We start from the raw sequence: 17174 nt of genomic DNA, 5'->3' as shown, positions 1-17174 counted from the left end.
CATGCGCAGCCGGTTCGCGATAAACTGCCGCCCATGCCCCGTTTTCGTCGTGCCCTGCCGTTGATCGGCGCGCTGCTGCTGTGTGCCTGCGGCAGCGAGCAGAACGATCCTTACCCGCGTGCCGAACGCGGCCGGAACATTCTCTACGCGGCGTTCACCGAACGCCCGAAACACCTCGATCCGGTGCAGTCCTACACCGAAGACGAGATCACGTTCACCGCACAGATCTACGAGCCACCGTTGCAGTATCACTACTTGAAACGGCCTTATACGCTGATTCCGCTGACCAGCGAGGCGGTGCCGGTGCCGCGCTACTTCGACGCCGCCGGGCGTGAGCTGCCCGCCGATGCGCCGGCGGCGGCGATCGCGACCAGCGTCTACGAGATCCGGATCCGGCCGGGCATCCGCTACCAGCCGCATCCGGCCTTTGCCCGGGATGCCGCCGGCGAGCCGCTGTACCGCGCCAGCGATCGCGAGCAACTGCGCGGCATCGAGAAGCTGGCTGACTTTGCGCAGACGGGCAGCCGCGAGCTGGTCGCTGACGACTACATCTACCAGATCAAGCGGCTGGCGCACCCGCGGCTGCATTCGCCGATCTTCAGCATGATGGCCGAGCGCATCGTCGGCCTGCGCGAGTTGGGGGAGGCATTGCAGGAGGAGGGGAAGAAGCTGCCGGCCGGCGCCTGGATCAACCTCGACCGATTTCCGCTCGCCGGCGTCAGCCGCGTCGATCGGCATACCTACCGCATCAGCCTGCACGGCAAGTATCCGCAGTTCGCGTACTGGCTGGCGATGCCGTTCTTCGCGCCGGTGCCGCGCGAGGTCGACCGTTTCTACCACCAGCCGGGAATGGCGGAAAAGAACCTGACGCTCGACTGGTATCCGGTCGGCACCGGCCCGTTCATGCTGACGGAGAACAATCCGAACAGCCGCATGGTGCTCGCGCGCAACCCGAACTTCCACGGCGAGGCCTACCCCTGTGAGGGCGAGCCGGGTGACGAGGCGGCGGGCTTGCTCGCCGATTGCGGCAAGCCCCTGCCGTTCATCGAGCAAGCGGTGTATTCGCGCGAAAAGGAGAGCATTCCCTACTGGAACAAGTTCCTGCAGGGCTATTACGATGCCTCAGGGATTTCCTCCGACAGCTTCGACCAGGCGGTACGACTGGCAGTCGGCGGTGACGTGCAGCTGACCGACGAGATGCGCGACAAGGGGATCAGCCTGCTGACGAGTGTGCGCGCGTCGATCTTCTACATGGGCTTCAACATGCTCGATCCGGTTGTCGGCGGGCTCGGCGAGCAGGCGACGAAGCTGCGCCAGGCGCTGTCGATCGCCATCGACCAGGAAGAATTCATCTCGATCTTCATGAACGGTCGCGGCATCCCGGCGACGAGCCCACTGCCACCGGGCATCTTCGGTTACCTCGATGGCCGCGAGGGGATCAATCCGGTCGTCTACGACTGGGTCGACGGTCGCGCGCAGCGCAAGCCGCTGGCCGAAGCCAAGCGACTGCTGGCCGAGGCCGGCTGGCCGAACGGTCGCAACGCCGTCACCGGCGAGCCGCTGGTGCTGAACCTCGACACGACGACCGGCGGCATGGGCGAGAAGTCGCGGCTCGACTGGCTGACGCGACAGTTCGCCCGGCTCGACATCCAGCTCGTCGTTCGTTCGACCGACTTCAACCGCTTCCAGGAGAAGATCCGCAAGGGCGCGGTGCAGCTCTACTATCTTGGCTGGAACGCCGACTACCCGGATCCGGAGAACTTCCTCTTCCTGCTCGCGGGCAGCGAGGGCAAGGTGGCCAAGGCCGGCGAGAATGCGTCGAACTACGCCAATCCGGAGTACGACCGGCTGTTCGAACAGATGAAGGACCTCGAGAGCGAGGGACCGCGCGGCGCCGAGCGGCTGCCGATCATCCGGCAGGCGATCGCACTGCTGCAGCATGACGCGCCGTGGATCTACGGTTTTCATCCGAAGAGCTACACGCTGGGCCAGGTCTGGCTGCGCAATCGCAAGCCGACCGATGTCGGCAACAACATCCTCAAGTACCAGCGGATCGATGCCGCGGAAAGGGAGCGCCTGCGGCAGGAGTGGAACCGGCCGGTACTCTGGCCGCTGGCGCTGCTTGCCGCGCTCTTGCTGGCGGTGCTGCTGCCGGCAGCGATTGCCCATCGTCGGCGCGAACGCGGAACCGCTCGCTGATGCGCCCGACGCTGCCACCCTGCAAGCGTATCGCCGGCGGCCACCGGCGGTGGCGGGCGCCCTAGTCCCCGGGCATGCTCGCCTACGTCGTCCGCCGCCTGCTCTATGCGCTGCCGATCCTGATCGGGGTGAACCTGATCACCTTTGCCCTGTTCTTCGTCGTCAACACGCCCGACGACATGGCGCGCATGCAACTCGGCGTCAAGCGCGTGACGCCGGAGGCGATCGCCCGCTGGAAGGCGGAACGCGGCTACGACCGACCTCTGTTCTTCAACGACGAGGCGAGCGGCGCCGCGATGTTCACCGAGACGATCTTCTTCAGCAAGTCGGCACGCATGTTCGTCGGCGATTTCGGGCGCGCCGAGGACGGGCGCGACATCGCGCGCGAGATCGTCACGCGCATGGGTCCGTCGCTCGCCATCGCCCTGCCGACCTTCGTCCTCGGCCTGCTGGTGAGCGTCTCGTTTGCCCTGCTGCTGACCTTCTTCCGCGCCACCTACCTCGATTTCTGGGGCGTCGTCCTGTGCGTCGCTATGATGTCCATCTCCGGGCTGTTCTACATCATCGGTGGCCAGTACCTGATCAGCAAGCTGTGGAAGCTGGTGCCGATCTCCGGTTATGGTGGCGGTCTCGACGCTTGGAAGTTCGTCATCCTGCCCGTCGTGATCGGCGTCGTCTCGGGAATCGGTTCGTCGACGCGCTGGTACCGGACGATCTTCATCGAGGAGATCGCCCGCGACTATGTGCGCACGGCCCGCGCCAAGGGCCTCAGCGAGGCCGCCGTGCTGTTCCGGCACGTGCTGCGCAACGCGCTGATCCCGATCCTCACCGGCGTCGTCGTCGTCATCCCGCTGCTCTTCATGGGTTCGCTGCTGACCGAGTCGTTTTTCGGCATTCCGGGTCTCGGCAGCTACACGATCGACGCGATCAACGCGCAGGACTTTGCGGTCGTGCGGGCGATGGTGTTCATCGGTTCGCTGCTCTACATCGTCGGGCTGATCCTCACCGACCTGTCCTACACCTTCGTCGATCCGCGCATCCGCTTCGATTGATGCCTTTCCTGCCCGTCATCCTCTGGTCCGATGTGCTGATCTGGCTGCTGCTGCTGGCGGCCCTCCTGTTCGGCTGGCTGTCGGCACGCAATCCACTGTGGCGGAGCGCCTGGCAGCGCGTCGGCCGCAGCCGGGCTGGAATGGCTTCGGCGACGTTGCTGCTTGCCTTCGCCATCGTCGGCCTGCTCGACTCGCTGCATTATCGACCGCGCCTCGCGGCCGACGGTGGGCAGCCAGCGGCCGGTCAGCCGGCGGTGTACGCCGTCGAGGTGCTGTCGCTGCTCGATGCGCTGCTGACGCCGCTGCGTACGCGCAACGAGAAGACCTACTCCGAACCATTGGCAACGCGTGCCCACGCCAGGGAGACGATCGAGGTACGCGGCGGCGACGGTCGCCTGCAGCAGGTGCGCGACCACCCCCGGCTGCGCCACGGCGGTGCCCATCTCGGCGCCGATGAGGGGCGGCGTGACGCCGATGTCGCTGGCCGTGTGCTGCGGGCGCTCGGCCTGGCTCTACTGGCCTGGGCGACGACCGTTCTTGCCGTCTGCGGCGGCGTCGTGCGCGCGCGGCGCTGCGCTTGGCGAGTGGCCTGGCGGCGAGTCTGGCGGAGCGAAGGCGACTTTGCCTGGAACGCGATCCTCGCGACGCTCGCGGTGTTGTCGTTGCTGGCCATGCCGGTGGCGCTGCTGGCGGCCGAGTACCATGTCTTCGGCACCGACAAGGTCGGACAGGACGTGCTCTATCAGGTGCTGAAGAGCGTGCGCACGGCGCTCGTCATCGGACTCGTGACGACGCTCGTGATGCTGCCGCTGTCGGTGCTCCTCGGTGTCCTGGCCGGCTACTTCCGAGGCTGGGTCGATGACCTCATCCAGTATCTGTATACGACGCTGAGCTCGATTCCCGGCGTCCTGCTGATCGCTGCCGCGGTGTTGATGATGCAGGTGTTGATCGACACCCACCCGCAGTGGTTCGCGACGGCCGCCGAACGCGCCGACCTGCGCCTGCTGGCGCTCTGCTTCATTCTCGGTGTGACCAGCTGGACCGGGCTCTGCCGTCTGTTGCGCGGCGAGACGCTGAAACTGCGCGAGCTGGAGTACATCCAGGCGGCGCAAGCCTTTGGCGTCTCCAGCCTGCGCATCATCGGTCGCCACATCCTGCCGAACCTGATGCACATCGTCATCATTGCGCTGGTGATGGATTTTTCCAGCCTCGTGCTGGCTGAGGCGGTGCTCTCCTATGTCGGTATCGGAGTCGATCCGACGATGATCAGCTTCGGCACGATGATCAACAACGCCCGCCTCGAGCTGGCGCGCGAGCCGCTGGTCTGGTGGTCGCTGTCGGCTGCTTTCCTGTTCATGTTCTCGCTCGTGTTGGCAGCTAACCTCTTCGCCGATGCCGTGCGCGACGCCTTCGACCCGCGTCTGGCGGGCTCGCAATGAACGCGCGCGCGACGTCTTGCGGCGACGAGCTACTGGCGGTCAGGCAGCTGCGGGTGGCCTTCGCGCAGGGCCGAGCGCTGCTGCCGGCGGTCGACGGCATCGATCTGCGGCTGGCTGCCGGCGAGACGCTGGCGCTGCTCGGTGAGTCCGGCTGCGGCAAGTCGGCGACGGCGCTGGCGCTGCTCCGCCTGCTGCCGGCAGCGGGCAGGATCGTTGCCGGCGAGGTGCTGTTCGGCGGGCGCGACCTGCTGCGCCTGCCGGAGTCCGAGATGCGCGCGGTGCGTGGTGGCGGCATGGCGATGATCTTCCAGGAGCCGGCGACGAGCCTCAACCCGGTGCTCACGGTCGGTCGGCAGATGGCCGAGGTGCTCGCCAGGCATCGGTCGCTGGCTGGCGCGGCGGCGCAGGCGACGGCGCTCGAGCTGTTGCGTGCGGTCGGCATTGCCGATGCGCAGCGGCGGCTTGGCGAGTATCCGTTCCAGCTCTCTGGCGGCATGAAGCAGCGGGTGATGATCGCCATGGCGCTGGCGGGTGATCCACGCCTGCTGGTCGCCGACGAGCCGACGACGGCGCTCGACGTGACGATCCAGGCGCAGATCCTGGAGCTGCTGCGCCGCTTGCAGGTCGAAAGGGCGATGGGCATGCTGCTGATCACCCATGACCTCGGCGTCGTCGCGCAGATGGCGACCCGCATCGGTGTCATGTACGCCGGCGAGATCGTCGAGGAGGCGCCGCGCGCCAGCTTCTTCTCCGCCCCGCGACACCCCTATACGCAGAAGCTGTTTGCCGCGCTGCCCGACCTGGCGCGGCGCGGCGGCCAGCTGCAGACGATTCCCGGACAGGTGCCGTCGCTGTCGGCGATGCCGGCTGGCTGCCGCTTTGCCGCCCGCTGCGAGCATGCCTGGGACCGCTGCCGGCAGCAGTCGCCGCAGTGGCGGCAGGTGGCGATCGATCATCGGGTGCGCTGCCACCTCGAGGACGGCCCGCTGGTGTCCGGACGCAACGCGGGCGAGCTCGCTGCCGGTGGCGCACGGCTCGCGCCTGCCGCGGCAGCATCGGCGCTGCTGGCCGTGGACGATCTGCGGGTGCATTTCGCGATCCGGCGCGGTGTCCTGCAGCGAACCGTCGGCCACGTGCGGGCGGTCGACGGCGTCTCGCTGGTGCTGGCGCGTGGCCGCACGCTGGCTCTGGTCGGTGAATCGGGCTGTGGCAAGACGACGGTTGGCAAAGCGATCCTGCAACTGCTGCCGGCCAGTGGTGGCAGCGTGCACCTGCTCGGGGAGCCACTCGGTGGTGGTTCGCGCCGGGCGCAGCGGGCGTTGCGGCGGCACATGCAGATGATCTTCCAGGATCCCTTCGCCTCGCTCAACCCACGCCTGTCGGTTGGCGAAATCATTGCCGAGGGAATGCGCGCCCAAGGGGGCGGCGGCAGGGCCGGCAGGGGGGCGACGAACGAAGCGGCGATCGTCGCCGTATTGCAGCAGGTCGGACTGCCGGCGGAAGCCGCCGTCCGCTACCCGCACGAGTTCTCCGGCGGGCAGCGACAGCGCATCGCGATTGCCCGGGCGTTGGCCGTGCAGCCGGAGCTGGTGATCTGCGACGAGCCGACGTCGGCGCTCGACGTTTCGGTGCAGGCGCAGATCCTCAATCTGCTGGCGACGCTGCAGCGCGAACTCGGTCTGGCCTATCTTTTCATCACCCACAACCTCGCCGTCGTCGATCATCTGGCGCATGAAGTGGCGGTGATGTATCTCGGTCGCATCGTCGAATACGGCGGCGTCGACGAGGTCCTGCGCTCGCCGCAGCATCCGTACACGCGCGCCCTGCTGTCGGCGGTACCCAGCCCACGCCTGGCTGCGGCGCGCGAGCTCATTCGCTTGCCGGGCGAGATTCCGTCTCCGGCGGCGCCGCCGACTGGCTGCCATTTTCATCCGCGTTGCCGGCAGGCGAGTGAGTCGTGTCGACAGGCGTATCCGCCGCCGAGCAAGCTGTCGGCGACCCATGTAGTGCGTTGCCATCTTTATCCGCCGGCCGGCGACGCCGACTGAGAGCCTGTGAAGAAGTCGCCGCGAGCAGGCCGCGACGCAAGTCGCGAGCGAGTGAACGACGAGACCCGTGAGATGGATCGGCGAGAAGTGAGCGAGTGGGCAACGCCGCAGATCGGTCGCGCGGTAGAGCATTCACAACCGCTGCGGTCGCGCACGGCCCGGTGCGACAGGGTACAGAAGCGACAACGCCGCCTGACGGCGGCGCTGCGGGGGGCAAGCAGCGGACTGCGCTCAGTAGGTGTTCTGGACGAGCTGGATCGTCAGCCGTTGCCCGGGCTTGATGTCGTTGGTCTGGATGCGGTTCCAGCGCAGGAGATCATCCTTTTCGACACGGAACTGCCTGGCGATCGATCCCAGCGTGTCGCCGCGGCGGATCGTGTACTGGGCGAGCTTGAGCGGCTTGCGGCTCGAGTCGCCGGCCTTCTCGACCTGCCTGCCGCTGGTCTTCTCTTCCTTCGCCGCGCGCTCCGATCCCCTGGTGACTGCAGCCGCGCTGGCCACTTTGTTGACGGTCGCTTCCCGGCGGCTCTCGTCCTGCTCGTTGCGCGCCTTGCCGGCTGGCGACCGGCTTGCCGGTTCAGCCGCAGCGACCAGCAGGCGGGTACCGGCATTGACCTGGTTGGCGCGCAGCTTGTTGAGCTGTTTGAGCTCGGCGACCGACATGTCGTAGCGATTGGCTACCTCGCTCAGCGTCTCACCCTTGCGGACGAGATGGCTGCTGCTGGCAGTGCGCGCCACTGCGGCGGCAGCTGCCGTGGGTCTGGAGTCCGCCTCGCTTGCCGCGCTGCGCTGTGCCGCCGGCTTGGCTGCCGGCTCGGCCGCCGCGACCAGCAACTTGCTGCCGACATTGACCTGGTCGGCACGCAGCTTGTTGATCTGCTTCAGATCGGCCATCGTCATGCCATAGCGCTGCGCCAGCGCGTGCAGCGTCTCACCCTTGCGGACGACATGCGTCCGGCTCATCGCGGTCGCTGGTGCGGCCTCCGGCTGTGTCAGGCGCGGTGCAGGCGCGACGACGGGGGCAGCCGGCGCCCGCGGCTGTTCGCTCGCCACCGGCTCCGCCGCCTCGGTCGCCAGGCTCGCCAGTTGCTCGCCGGCGTTGTTGCCTTCGGCCAGCGGAACGAGCAGCGTCTGTCCGGCTGTCACCCTGATGCTGCCGTTGATGCCGTTCACCGCCTTCAGGTTGGCGACCGTGAGACCAAAGCGCGGGGCGACCTGTTCGAGCTTCTCGCCGGCGCGCAGGGTATAGGCCTGCCATGACGACAAGGGCTTCTCGCTCTCCTCGTGCGCCTCGAGGTTGCTGACGAAAGTGTCGAGCTTGTGCGCGGGGATGACCAGCGGCTTGTCGGACTTGATCACCGGACGGTTGTGCGCCGGGTTGAGGGCGACGAACTCGCGTACCGGCATCTCGGCCAGGCGGGCTGCCAGTTCGACGTCGATGTCGGCCGACTTGGTGACGGTGGCGAAGTAGGGGCGGTTGGGAACACCGCGGATATTGAGGCTGGCGAGCACGTTCGGGTTGCTGAAGATGTTCTTCAGGGCCTGCAGCTTCGGGACGTAGTGACGGGTTTCCTCGGGCATCGTCAGGCTGAGGTAATCGGTCGGCAGACCGTTGGCGCGGTTCCTGTTGATCGCCTTGCCGACGGCACCTTCGCCCCAGTTGTACGAGGCGAGTGCCAGATGCCAGTCGCCGTGGAGATCATAGATGTACTGCAGGTACTCGAGTGCGGCGGCCGTCGAGGCGACGATGTCACGGCGCTCGTCAAGCCACCAGTTCTGCTCGAGCTTGTACTGCCTGCCGGTCGCCGGGACGAACTGCCAGAGGCCGGAGGCATGACTGCGCGAATAGGCGGTCGGGTTGTAGGCGCTCTCGACCATCGGCAGCAGGGCGAGTTCCATCGGCATGCCGCGCTTCTCGATCTCTTCGACGATGTGATGCAGGTACCGGCTGCTGCGCTCGACCATGCGGCGCAGCGATTCGGGGCGGTTGCTGAACCACTGCTGGTGGTGCAGGACCAGCGAGTTGTTGATGTTCGGCATCGCAAAACCGCGGCGGATGCGCTGGAAGAGTTCGTCCGGTTCGGCGGTAAGATCAATGGTCTCGGGGGGTTGGCCCGGCGCGATCAGTTCGACTACCGGCAAGGTATCGGCTGCTGTCACCTGGCCACCCGTTGCCGGGCCCGGGTCGGTTGCATCGCCGGCCGCAGCGGTGCCGGATGAGATGGCAAGAGCAAGAGCAAATGCGATTCGTGGCGTCATCCGTACTTCCTGTTCTCTTTTCGGGTCGGCGCCAGTTCATCCCCGCTCAGTGGGATCACCTGGTCGAATGGTGAGGCTGCAAGCGCATGATTATAGAACAAAGCGCAAGGCCGCGTGGACAAGCGTCGAGGTAAAAAGTTCGCGCTCGGCACTAGGGCGAGGGGCCGCAATGCAGGGCGGTCGCCGTCCGAGCGGCGGCCTTCCGGAGGTCGCGAGCGCGCAATGGAGAAAGACCGGTTTGACTGGGCTCACGGGTACGGCGCTCGAGAGTGCGGGATCTTGGCGGAGTGGACGGGGCTCGAACCCGCGACCCCCGGCGTGACAGGCCGGTATTCTAACCAACTGAACTACCACTCCATGCTGCATTCGGTTGCGCGGGCCATTGCGGTCCGGGCCGGCGGAGCTGACTGCCAGCCGCCATCCGAGCTGCGCATTATAGCGAATCCGCGCCCGCAAGCAAGAGCCACGGAGCCCCTGCAAGCGGCATCAGTTGAGAAGGCACTGGAAGCGGATCAGGCCGGGGTCGCCATCGCGTACGGCTTCGCCGAGGGAGATCTCCCCCTGTTCATGCAGAACGAACTCCTCGCGCTGAACGAAGAAGCGGGCGCCGTTGTCGAGGCGCAGGTAGGTGCCGTTCGTGCTGCCGTCGACGAGGATGAACTTGCCCTGACGAAAATAGACGTCGGCGTGGTTGCGCGAGACCTGGTCCTCGTCCACGACGAGGATGTTCCGGTCCCCGCGGCCGATGGTGAAGGGAGGGGAGTCATCGCGCAGCTCAAAGCGGGTACCGCGGTGCGTGAGAATGAGCCGGGTGCTCAGCAGCTGGTGTCGCTCCTTCTGCTGCCCCGGGCCGATGAGCTGCGTGACGGTGTCGGGTTCCTGCCACATGATCTCGACGATCTCCTCCTCGCGCTGGCGGCCGCGGACGCGGGACAGACCGAGGCTGCGCGTCATCTGCTGCAATTCATCGGGCAGACAACGGATGGTGTCGAGGGTGGTGATGATCTGGTCAGCCCTGGCCAGCGAGACCATGCGTGCGGCGACGTTCACCGCGTCGCCGAAGAGGTCGTCCGGCTCGACGAGCAGCGGTCCGTGCTGCAGCCCGATCTTGACGGCGATATTGAAGTCGAGCAGCGAGAGATCGTCGCGCAGTGCGCGGTGCATCTCGCAGGCAGCGGTGACGGCACGTTCCGCGTCCGGGAAGCGGCACATGATCTCGTCGCCGATGGTCTTGATGACCGTCCCGTCGAACTCGCCGGTTTTCGCCATCAGGGTGTCGAGCACCTGAGTCTCGATCTGGCGTGCCTGCCAGTCGCCGTATTCCTCGAACAGCCGGCTGCTGCCGCAGATGTCGGCAAAGAGAACCGTCGCGGTCACCGGCTCCGGCACGGATGCCGAGCGGGGCTCGGGCGTCGCGGAAGTCTTCGGGCTGCGCGCTTTCATGGCCCGCTGGTCCCTTGCTCTGGGGGCAGGGCGCTCAGCCGAAGCGGCGCTTGTACTGCTCGCGACGTTCCTGCGCCTCGAGGCACAACGCCGCTGTTGGCCGGGCCAGCAGGCGGGCGATGCCGATCGGTTCGCCGGTCTCCTCGCACCAACCGTAGTTGCCCTCTTCGATACGCTTGAGTGCGTCGCGTATCTTGCGCAACAGTTTCCGCTCGCGGTCCCTGACCCGGAGTTCGAGCGTGTGCTCTTCCTCGGCGCTGGCGCGGTCGTTCCAGTCCGAACTGATCTCGGCTTCCTGCAGGTGACCGGCCGTCTCCTTGACCGCCGACAGCAGCGACTGCTCTTCGGCAAGCAGCCGGCGGCGGAAGAAGGCGATCTGCTCCGCCGACATGTACTGGTCGTCCGGCGCTGCCAGCAGCATTGCCTCGGTCAGTTCGCTCGCTTGCGCTGTCGACTCGTCCATGCTGTGACTCCTTTTCTTGCTGATGGACCGCCGATGACGGGCCAGGAGAGGCTACGTCGGCGATCGATGCGGCATGCCGCCGCCCGGCGACGCGCCTCGCGCACCCGAGCCTGGGGCGCCGTCGGGCGAAAGCACCCCAAGGCTGACGCCGACTGCTGATGGTAGCGCATTGTCGGCCCCGGGCACAGACAAAAAAACCGCCGGAAGGCGGTCTTGACCCCATCTCATCGCGACGAGCTGCGGTTGCTCGCGGTCTGTTGCTGCCAGAAGCGTGAAACCGGAAACGCCTGGTAGGCGCGATTGGACTCGAACCAACGACCCCCACCATGTCAAGGTGGTGCTCTAACCAGCTGAGCTACGCGCCTTCATCAACGCCCAAGCAGCACGTGATTTCAGGAAAGTGCGCATTATACGGTGCCGCAACCTCAAGTCAACCCCGCAACCGCTCAGTCGCCAATCACGTCCGTATTCGGCGGTGGCGTGAAGCGGAACAGCGACGGCGCCAGGCGGGGGTTGATCTCGACGCGTGAGAAGAGCAACGTCGTCGTCTGGCCGAGGTTGTCGAGCAGCTCCATGGCGCGCAGTTCGTTGCCGGCGAAGCCGACGCGGACCTTCTCGAAGCCGCTGTCGGCGACCTTGGGGGTGGCCTCCAGCCACTCGAGCCCGTCGCGTTCCCCCGCTTCGCGGAGACTGAAGTCGCGGTCGATCGTGCGCTCGCCCGCGAGCAGCGAGGCGGGTGTTCCGCCGAGCGCGGCGCCGGCCTTGCGGACGGTGACCTGACGCAGGTCCGGGTCATGGATCGAGATCTTCGTGCCATCGCCGACGACCAACTGGTTGTAGGGCTTGTCGATCTGCCAGCGGAACTTGTCCGGCCGCCAGAACATCATGACACCGCTCGATTTCTGCGGCAGCCGACCGTTGCGGGCGACGACGGTCTGCGCGAAATCGGCGCGCAGCGTTCGCGTCGTGTCGAGGAACTGTTGCAACTTGTCGATCGCTGCGGCATGCGCCGTGCCGGTTGCGGCCAGGGCGCAGAGCGCCAGGCAGAGCGGCTGGCGCCAGTTCATTCGTCGTCCTTGCGCGCGAGGACTTCGCGGCCACCGCGCGCATCCATGGCGGAAACCAGGCCGGCCTTTTCCATCGCCTCGATCAGGCGGGCGGAACGGTTGTAGCCGATCCGCAGGTGCCGCTGCACGAGCGAGATCGAGGCGCGCCGGTTTTTCAACACCACCTCGACGGCCTGATCATAGACGGGGTCAGCCTCGCCATCGGTCTCGCTGCCACCGGCGTCACCGGCACCGGCATCGCCGTCCTCGTCGTCGCCGCCACCGGTGAGCACTGCGTCGATGTAATTCGGCGCCCCGGTCTTCTTCAGGTGGTTGACGACCCGGTGGACCTCCTCGTCGGCAACGAACGCGCCATGCACACGCGTCGGGTAACCGGTGCCCGGAGAAAGATAGAGCATGTCGCCCTGGCCGAGCAGGGTCTCGGCGCCCATCTGGTCGAGGATCGTTCGCGAGTCGATTTTGGACGAGACCTGGAACGAGATGCGGGTCGGGATGTTGGCCTTGATCAGGCCGGTGATGACGTCCACGGATGGACGCTGCGTCGCGAGAATCAGGTGAACCCCGGCGGCACGGGCCTTCTGGGCGAGGCGGGCGATGAGCTGTTCGACGGTCTTGCCGGCGACCATCATCAGGTCCGCGAGTTCGTCGATGACGACGACGATGTAGGGCAGGGCGCTCAACGGCTCGGGCGCGTCCGGGGTCAGCGACACCGGATTGGTGATCCTCTCGCCATGCCGCGCGGCATCGCGAATGCGATGGTTGAGACCGGCGATGTTGCGCACCCCCATGGCCGACATCAGCTTGTAGCGCTTTTCCATCTCACCGACGCACCAGTTGAGCGCGTTGGCAGCCTGTTTCATGTCCACTACGACCGGTGCGAGCAGGTGCGGAATGCCCTCGTAGATCGACAGTTCGAGCATCTTCGGGTCGACCAGGATGAGCCGGACCTGGTCCGGCTCCGACTTGTAGAGCAGCGACAGGATCATCGCATTGATGCCGACGGACTTGCCCGAACCGGTCGTTCCGGCTACCAGCAGGTGCGGCATCTTCGCCAGGTCGACGACCAGCGGCTGGCCACCGATGTCCTTGCCGAGAGTCATCGTCAGTGGCGAGCCCATGTCGTTGTATTCCTTGCTGGAAATGATCTCCAGCAGGCGAACCGTCTGTCGCTTCGGGTTCGGTAGCTCGAGCGCCATCGACGACTTGCCGGGCACGGTCTCCACCACCCGCACCGAGACCAGCGACAGCGAGCGCGCCAGATCCTTGGCCAGGTTGAGGATCTGGGCGCCCTTGACGCCAACCGCCGGCTCGATCTCGTAGCGTGTGATGACCGGCCCCGGGTAGGCGGCGGTGACGGTGACCTGGACGCCGAAGTCGGCGAGCTTGCGTTCGATGAGCCGCGAGGTGTACTCGACGGTTTCCGGGCTGACGCGGCCACTCTGCAACGGCGCCGGTTCCAGCAGGTGCAGCGGTGGCAGCATGCCGCCTTCGACCGCCTCCGGAAACAGGGGTGGCTGCTTCTCGCGGTCGATCCGCTTCTCGACTTTCACCGGCAACACGCGCGTGGCGGGCATTGCGGCTTCGCGCGGAGTGACGGGTGCCTGTGCGTCCACGCTCGGCTGCGGCGCGCTCGCCGCGTCGCTCAGGAAGGGCTCGGTTGGCTGGATGTCGTCGATTGCATCGGTGTCCAGCTTGCCCAGAACGGGCTCGACCACCGGCTCGCGAGTGGCGCTTCGGGTCGTTCGTGATGCGGTTCGGGCGGGGGTCACGGGCGGTTTTTCGGCCGCTGCCCCCTCATGGACCTCGCCACGCTGCTTCTCGAGTTCGACCACGGCTTCGCGCTCGCGCGCCACTTCACGGCCGATGCGCCGATCCTGCCAGCGTCCGTAGAGGTTGCGGATCGCCAGCAGCAGGCGCTCGAAGAGCGTCCCGACCCGTTCCGCGGCGGTGATCCACGACATGCCGGAAAAGATGCTCCAGCCGAGCAGCAGCATCGCCACCAAGGCCAGGGTGGCGCCCGTGTAGCCGAGGTAGCGAACCACGAAGGCGCCCAGCTCGATGCCGATGATGCCACCAGGGCCGACCGGCAGGCTGGCCTTGATGGTGTAGAAGCGCAGTGTCTCGAGGCCGCTGCTGGCAACGATGAGGACGACGAACCCGGCGAGCGAGATCAGCAGCGGGCGTCGGTCGCCGGCGTGCTGCCCTTCCAGCCGGCGGTAGCCCCAGCCGACCGTGATCAGCAGGAGGAGGATCAACCACCATGCCGAGAGGCCGAAGAGGTACAGCAGCATGTCGGCGAGCCAGGCGCCGCTGCGCCCGGCCGGGTTGTGCAGCGTGCTGCTGTATACGGCGTGCGACCAGCCGGGATCAGCCGGGTCGTAACCCCAGAGCGAGAGGGCGATGAAGCTCGCGACCACGATCAGGACGAGCCAGCGCGATTCACGCAGCAGGACTGCGATCTTCTCCGGCAGCGGGCTGGCTGTTCTGGAGGGGTAGGGAATCCTGCTGCCGAGTTTGCTCAACAATGCCATTGCCGGGTTCTGCAACAAATTCTGTCAGGAGCGCTGGGCGCTGATCGAAGCGGGCGATCGCTTGTCGAGAATGACCGTGCGACCGTCCTCGACACGAAAGTAGCCCCGGTTCTCGAGGTCCTTCATGACGCGACTGACCATTTCGCGCGAGGCGCCGATCATCTTGGCGATGTCCTGCTTGGTCACCCGGCGCCGGATGACGCGCTGCCCACGCTCTTCCTCGGAGAAATCGAGCAACAGCTTGGCGACGCGGCCGTACACGTCGAGCAATGCCAGGCTCTCGATGTTGCGGTCGGCCTCGCGCAAGCGCTGCACCAGGCTCTTCATGATGTTCAGGCAGAGGTCGAAGTTCTCGGCCAGGCAGCGCTTGAAGTCGCCCTTGGTGATCACCAGCAGCTCGCAGGCTTCGGTGGCGACGACGTCAGCCGACCGTGGGCTGCCGTCGATCAGGCCCATTTCGCCAAAGAACTCACCGGGGCCAAGCAGGGTCAGAATCACCTCACGGCCCTCTTCGTCACTGTTGAGAACCTTGGCGCCGCCGCTGATCAGCACGTAGAGGGAGTCCGTGCTGTCGCCGGCACGAACGATCGTCGTCTGGCGCGCGACCCGGCGGTGAAAGGCAACCTTGGCGATCTGCTCGAGCTGGGAATCGGGGACTCCGGCAAAAATCGGGATGCTGTGCAGCAGGGTGAGACTGGGGCCTCTCCTGGTCTGCTCGACCTGAGTGTTCATGGGCGATTCTTCCGTCAAGTGAAGTGATTTCTATCAAGGGCTTGCAGGCCGATTATAAGGCACTTTGCAGGGTCCCGACGTTAACCGGTGGTCGCGGCGGGAGCAGACTGACGAGAGATGGCGGTTATAATTTTCGCTGACCTACCAGGAGAGTGACCGAACATGAACCAAGCAACCCGCCACTGCCGCCTGCTGATCCTCGGCTCTGGCCCCGCCGGCTACACTGCCGCGGTCTATGCCGCACGTGCCAACCTGCAGCCGGTGCTGGTCACCGGCATGGCGCAGGGCGGGCAGCTGATGACCACGACCGACGTCGACAATTGGCCGGCCGACGCGCAGGGCGTCCAAGGACCAGAATTGATGCAGCGCTTCGAAGAGCACGCCCGACGCTTTGAGACCGAGATCGTCTTCGACCACATCCACACGGCGCACGTCCGCGAACGGCCGTTCACGCTGGTCGGCGACCTGGCGACCTACACCTGCGATGCGTTGATCATTGCGACCGGCGCGTCGGCGCAGTACCTGGGGCTGCCGTCCGAAGAGGTTTTTGCTGGTCGCGGTGTGTCGGCCTGTGCGACCTGCGACGGTTTCTTCTACCGCGGGCAAGCGGTGGCGGTCATCGGTGGCGGCAACACTGCCGTCGAGGAAGCGCTGTATCTGGCCAACATCGCCAGTCACGTGACGCTGGTGCACCGGCGTGACCGGTTGCGCAGCGAGAAGATCCTGCAGGACAAGCTGTTCGCCCGGGAAAAGGCGGGCAAGGTGACGATTCGCTGGAACTGCACCCTCGACGAGATCCTCGGCGACCAGTCCGGGGTGACCGGTATCCGCATTCGCAGCACGCTGACGGACACGACCGAAGACCTGCCGCTGCTGGGCGTCTTCATCGCCATCGGCCACAAGCCGAACACCGAGCTCTTTGCCGGTCAGTTGGCGATGGAAGGCGGTTACCTGCTGACGCAGGGCGGCCACCAGGGTAACGCCACCGCGACTTCGGTCGCCGGTGTCTTCGCCGCGGGCGATGTGCAGGACCATATCTACCGCCAAGCGTGCACCTCCGCCGGCAGCGGCTGCATGGCGGCGCTCGACGCCGAGCGCTATCTCGACGGTCTCGGTCTGGCGGGCTGAGCGCTCGCCCGCGCCGTCGCCAGGCAGCCCGCGCAGCTTCGCCTGAGGCATGGGGAGCGAGGCCGGCGATGAGTCAGTTCAGCCGTCACAGTGCGGAGGACCTGGCAGCCTTCCTCGCCGCTGTGGACGGTGCGCAGCCGCTGCGCAAGCCCAACCGGGTCTGCCTCGATGGGCCGAAACCAAGTCCGCGGCCGCGACAGCGCGAGATCGACGAAGCGGCCGTACTCGGCGAGCTCCTGCATGGTGCTGTGGCCATCGATGACTGGCTCGATCTGGGTGGCGCCGACTCGTTCCTGCGCTGCGGCGTGCCGCGCAGCGTGTTGCGCGATCTGCGGCGGGGCCGCTGGAGCATTCAGGACCACATCGACCTGCACGGACTGAACCGGCAGCAGGCGCATGCCGAGGTGGCGCGCTTCGTTGCCGAGGCACGGAGTACGGGCAAGCGTTGCCTGCGCATCGTGCATGGGCGCGGCCACGGCTCGCCGGGGCGCGAAGCGATCCTGCGGCAACTGGTCAAGGCCTGGCTGGGTCGCCACCGGGATGTCCTGGCTTTCTGTCACGCGCCGCCGAGCGATGGTGGTGACGGTGCCCTGTGGGTGTTGCTGAAGGCCGGCGGCCAAGCGCAGCCGCTCCGCTGAAGGGCCGGCCCGGTGGCGATCGCTGCCGCTGCTCACTCGCTCCCGCCCACGGCCGGCTTTGCGCAGCCGGCCGCCTACGGCGGCGCGCTGCATGCGGCGCGAAACCCTGCCTTCGCCCTCACCGATCCGTCTGATCCGTCTCGTCGTTCGCTCGCGCCTTGCATCCTGGACTGCT

12 protein-coding genes and 2 tRNA genes are annotated in these 17174 nt (G+C 66.5%); 6 read left to right on the top strand and 8 right to left on the bottom strand.

Translation table 11 applies throughout. The features are described from left to right. Window positions 1-33: 33 nt before the first annotated feature. The 4 genes from V5B60_RS17055 to V5B60_RS17040 all read left to right on the top strand — a co-directional run bounded on the left by V5B60_RS17055 (window position 34) and on the right by V5B60_RS17040 (window position 6738). The gene (locus V5B60_RS17055) at window positions 34-2199 is read left to right on the top strand and encodes an ABC transporter substrate-binding protein (RefSeq protein WP_332348500.1); all 2166 of its coding nucleotides are present in this window, start codon (window positions 34-36) and stop codon (window positions 2197-2199) included. A 74-nt stretch (window positions 2200-2273) separates the two neighbouring features. Beyond that, on the top strand, window positions 2274-3251 hold the full coding sequence (locus V5B60_RS17050; protein ID WP_332348498.1) for an ABC transporter permease: 978 nt from the start codon (window positions 2274-2276) through the stop codon (window positions 3249-3251). Next, window positions 3251-4690, top strand: a complete 1440-nt coding sequence (locus V5B60_RS17045) for an ABC transporter permease (protein WP_332348496.1) — start codon at window positions 3251-3253, stop codon at window positions 4688-4690. The genes V5B60_RS17050 and V5B60_RS17045 overlap by 1 nt, the downstream gene beginning before the upstream one ends. After that, complete coding sequence (locus V5B60_RS17040; protein WP_332348494.1) at window positions 4687-6738, top strand: ABC transporter ATP-binding protein; 2052 nt, start codon at window positions 4687-4689, stop codon at window positions 6736-6738. The genes V5B60_RS17045 and V5B60_RS17040 overlap by 4 nt, the downstream gene beginning before the upstream one ends. Window positions 6739-6969: 231 nt before the next feature. Here the strand turns inward: V5B60_RS17040 and V5B60_RS17035 are convergent, their stop codons facing one another. The 8 genes from V5B60_RS17035 to V5B60_RS17000 all read right to left on the bottom strand — a co-directional run bounded on the left by V5B60_RS17035 (window position 6970) and on the right by V5B60_RS17000 (window position 15233). Further along, window positions 6970-8997, bottom strand: a complete 2028-nt coding sequence (locus V5B60_RS17035) for a LysM peptidoglycan-binding domain-containing protein (RefSeq protein WP_332348492.1) — start codon at window positions 8995-8997, stop codon at window positions 6970-6972. A gap of 280 nt (window positions 8998-9277) precedes the next feature. Next, window positions 9278-9354: transfer RNA gene (locus tag V5B60_RS17030), tRNA-Asp, on the bottom strand. A gap of 129 nt (window positions 9355-9483) precedes the next feature. After that, window positions 9484-10440 (bottom strand): adenylate/guanylate cyclase domain-containing protein, encoded by a 957-nt coding sequence (locus V5B60_RS17025; protein ID WP_332348490.1) that lies wholly within the window; start codon window positions 10438-10440, stop codon window positions 9484-9486. Between the two features lie 34 nt (window positions 10441-10474). Then, window positions 10475-10903 (bottom strand): RNA polymerase-binding protein DksA, encoded by a 429-nt coding sequence (dksA, locus tag V5B60_RS17020; protein WP_332348488.1) that lies wholly within the window; start codon window positions 10901-10903, stop codon window positions 10475-10477. Between the two features lie 288 nt (window positions 10904-11191). After that, window positions 11192-11268, bottom strand: a tRNA-Val gene (locus tag V5B60_RS17015). Between the two features lie 81 nt (window positions 11269-11349). Then, a complete protein-coding gene (gene lolA / locus V5B60_RS17010) occupies window positions 11350-11970 on the bottom strand; it encodes an outer membrane lipoprotein chaperone LolA (protein WP_332348486.1) in 621 nt (206 codons plus the stop codon). Further along, on the bottom strand, window positions 11967-14501 hold the full coding sequence (locus V5B60_RS17005; protein WP_332348485.1) for a DNA translocase FtsK 4TM domain-containing protein: 2535 nt from the start codon (window positions 14499-14501) through the stop codon (window positions 11967-11969). The genes lolA and V5B60_RS17005 overlap by 4 nt, the downstream gene beginning before the upstream one ends. A 24-nt stretch (window positions 14502-14525) precedes the next feature. Beyond that, window positions 14526-15233: a Crp/Fnr family transcriptional regulator gene (locus V5B60_RS17000; RefSeq protein ID WP_332348483.1), complete on the bottom strand. Its 708-nt coding sequence runs from the start codon at window positions 15231-15233 to the stop codon at window positions 14526-14528. A gap of 162 nt (window positions 15234-15395) precedes the next feature. Here V5B60_RS17000 and trxB point away from each other — a divergent pair, with 162 nt between their 5' ends. After that, the gene (trxB, locus tag V5B60_RS16995; protein WP_332348481.1) at window positions 15396-16361 is read left to right on the top strand and encodes a thioredoxin-disulfide reductase; all 966 of its coding nucleotides are present in this window, start codon (window positions 15396-15398) and stop codon (window positions 16359-16361) included. Window positions 16362-16429: 68 nt separating this feature from the next. Beyond that, window positions 16430-16999, top strand: coding sequence for a Smr/MutS family protein (locus tag V5B60_RS16990; protein WP_332348479.1), 570 nt, complete (start codon window positions 16430-16432; stop codon window positions 16997-16999). Window positions 17000-17174: the final 175 nt, after the last annotated feature.

Origin of the sequence: Accumulibacter sp. (assembly GCF_036625195.1) — a bacterium.
Classification (GTDB): domain Bacteria; phylum Pseudomonadota; class Gammaproteobacteria; order Burkholderiales; family Rhodocyclaceae; genus Accumulibacter.
The sequence above is the reverse complement of the archived record's forward strand: the minus strand, read 5'-3'. Positions and strand labels throughout refer to the sequence as shown.